This window comes from Cellulomonas massiliensis JC225 (assembly GCF_000312005.1).
Lineage (GTDB): Bacteria > Actinomycetota > Actinomycetes > Actinomycetales > Cellulomonadaceae > Cellulomonas > Cellulomonas massiliensis.
Genome location: NZ_HE978588.1, coordinates 941034 through 943528, shown reverse-complemented (window position 1 = coordinate 943528; position 2495 = coordinate 941034). Strand labels below are relative to the sequence as shown.

Annotated in this window: 3 protein-coding genes; all 3 read right to left on the bottom strand. The window is 78.7% G+C overall.

Annotated features, from left to right (window positions below):
* Positions 1–19: 19 nt before the first annotated feature.
* Complete coding sequence (locus HGCM_RS16850) at positions 20–1324, bottom strand: DUF58 domain-containing protein (RefSeq protein WP_019135682.1); 1305 nt, start codon at positions 1322–1324, stop codon at positions 20–22.
* Positions 1321–2292 carry an AAA family ATPase gene (locus tag HGCM_RS04490; RefSeq protein ID WP_019135681.1) on the bottom strand — a complete coding sequence of 324 codons (972 nt, stop codon included), beginning with the start codon at positions 2290–2292 and terminating at the stop codon, positions 1321–1323. The genes HGCM_RS16850 and HGCM_RS04490 overlap by 4 nt, the downstream gene beginning before the upstream one ends.
* Positions 2289–2495: hypothetical protein (locus HGCM_RS19655; RefSeq protein ID WP_026075257.1), on the bottom strand; the 207-nt coding region annotated here is incomplete at its 5' end. The genes HGCM_RS04490 and HGCM_RS19655, both read right to left, overlap by 4 nt.

Genomic DNA, 2495 nt, shown 5'->3' with positions numbered 1-2495 from the left:
GTGCCGGTCACCACGCCGCTCACCGCGGCACCGCCGAGGCGAACGTCCGCCGCCCGGGCGCGCCGCGGCGGCGGGCGAGGGCGAGGGCGGCCGACGGCGCGTCGCGCCAGGTGACGAGGTCGATGCCGAGGTCGGCGAGGGCCGCCAGCCGGTCCTCGCGCGCGACGGACACGAGGCGCAGCGCCAGCCGCTCGCGCCCGTCGAGGTGCCGGGTGCGCAGGTCGGGCAGCACGTCGACGACCACGACGCGGTGCCCGGTGCGCTGCCAGTGCGCGGCGACGTCGACCGGCTCGTCGTCCAGGAACGTCGAGAACAGGACGACGAGCGCGCCCGAGGGCAGCTGCGGCGCGCGGGCCCGGGCCTGCGCGTCGATGCCGGGCTGGGTGACGGCGAGCGCGTGGCGGACGCGGTCGAGCTGCCGGCGCCCGGCGCCGGGCGGCAGCGGGCGGCGGAGCACGCCGAGGTCGTCCAGCCCCACGCGGTCGCCCTGGCCGAGGTAGGCCTGCGCCAGGGCGGCGGCCGCCGTGCGGGCCAGGTCGAGCGAGGTGGCCTCGAGCGGGTCGGGGAGGTTCGATCCCCGCCACGTCAGGGGATCGGGTCCCACGTCGTCGCGGGAGTCGACGACGAGGACGACGGCGGCCTCGGCGAGCGCGTGCTCGCGCCGGACGTACAGCTCGCGCAGCTGCGGCGAGCGACGAGCGGTCGTGCGCCAGTCGATGCGGCGCATCCGGTCGCCCGAGGTGTACGGGTGCACGTCGCGCAGCCCGCCGCCCTCCCCGGCCCGGCGGGACTCGTGCGCGCCGGACAGGCCCCGCAGCCGCGGCGGCAGCGGCACCTCGCCGAGCCGCGGCGTCCCGGGCAGCACGACGGTGCGGACCTCGACGGGGTCGGCCGCCTCCGCGAGGCTGGCGCCGCCCTCGCCGAGCGCGAGCGCCTCGGCGGTCGCGAGCTCCTGCGGGCCGGTGCGGACCGTGCGCACCCGCACCTGCACGGTGCGCCGTCCGTCGTCGAGGCGGACGAGCGTGACGACCGCGGGGGTGCGGCCCCGGCGCACCGCGAGGAGCGCGGCGGGTGCGTCGGCCGGCGCGTCCACGGCGGCGCGGACCACCATCTGCCCGGGCTCGGGCTGCTCGACCGGCTGCGCGAGCGTGATCCCGGCGGCACCGCGGGGCCGCCGGCTCCAGTCCCACAGCGCAGCGACGAGGGGCGCCACGCCCACCACCGCGACGTCGGCACGACCGGCCGCCACCCCGAGCAGCACGAGCGCCGCGCCGCCCGCCGCCGCGGCGACGGAGGCGCGGGCCCGCACCCAGGGCATCGTCATGCGCGCGCCGTCGTCGGCCCAGGGACGTGCGCGAGGACGTCGGTCACGACCCGCTCGGGCGCGAGCCCGGAGGCCCACGCCTGCGGGGTGAGCGAGAGCCGGTGCGCGAGCGCCGCGACGCCGACGGCCTTGACGTCCTCGGGCGTGACGAAGTCGCGGCCCGCCAGCACGGCACGGGAGCGGGCGACGAGGACGAGCGCCTGCGAGCCGCGCGGCGAGGCGCCCACCTCGACGGAGCCGTGCGCGCGCGTCGCCGCGGCGACGTCGACGCAGTACCGCAGGACGTCCGGGTCGACGCGGACCGCCTCGACGCCCGCCTGCATCGCGAGGAACGTCGGGGCGTCGACGACGCGGCGGACGGTGGCGAGCTCGGTGCGCCGCTCGATGCGCCGGGCCAGCACGTCGACCTCCGCCTCCGCGTCCGGGTAGCCGACCGCGATCCGCACCATGAACCGGTCGAGCTGCGCCTCCGGCAGCGGGTACGTGCCCTCGTACTCCACGGGGTTCGACGTCGCGACGACGTGGAACGGCTCGGGCAGCCGCCGCGTCACGCCGTCGGTCGTCACCTGCCGCTCGGCCATCGCCTCCAGGAGCGCCGACTGCGTCTTGGGTGCCGTGCGGTTGATCTCGTCCGCCAGCAGCAGGCCGGCGAAGACGGGGCCGGGCCGGAACTCGAACGAGGTCGACGACGGGTCGTACACGCTCGAGCCGGTGATGTCCGACGGCAGCAGGTCCGGCGTGCACTGCACCCGGCGGAACTCCAGCCCCAGCGCGGTCGCCAGGCTGCGGGCGGCGAGCGTCTTGCCGAGCCCCGGGACGTCCTCGAACAGGACGTGCCCGCCGGCCAGCATCGCGGCGAGGGCGGTCGTCAGCGGCTCGCGCATCCCGACGACGGCGGTGCCGACCTCGTCGAGCACCGCGCGTCCGGCGTCGGCGACCTGGGCGACGGTCAGGGGTGCGGCGCTCATCGGGGGGTCCTCCTGGTGGGGGCGGGGGCGGGTCCGCCGGTGGCGGGGTGGGCGGGGTCGTGCCGGGCCGGCCCGAGGCGTTCCAGCACCTCGAGCGTGTGCTGCAGGTCGGACACGCGGGGCAGCGGGTGCCCCCGGCGGGTGAGCGTCGCGAACGCCCGGCCGCCGACGAGGCGCTCGACCGCCGCCGCGTCGTCCCGGTC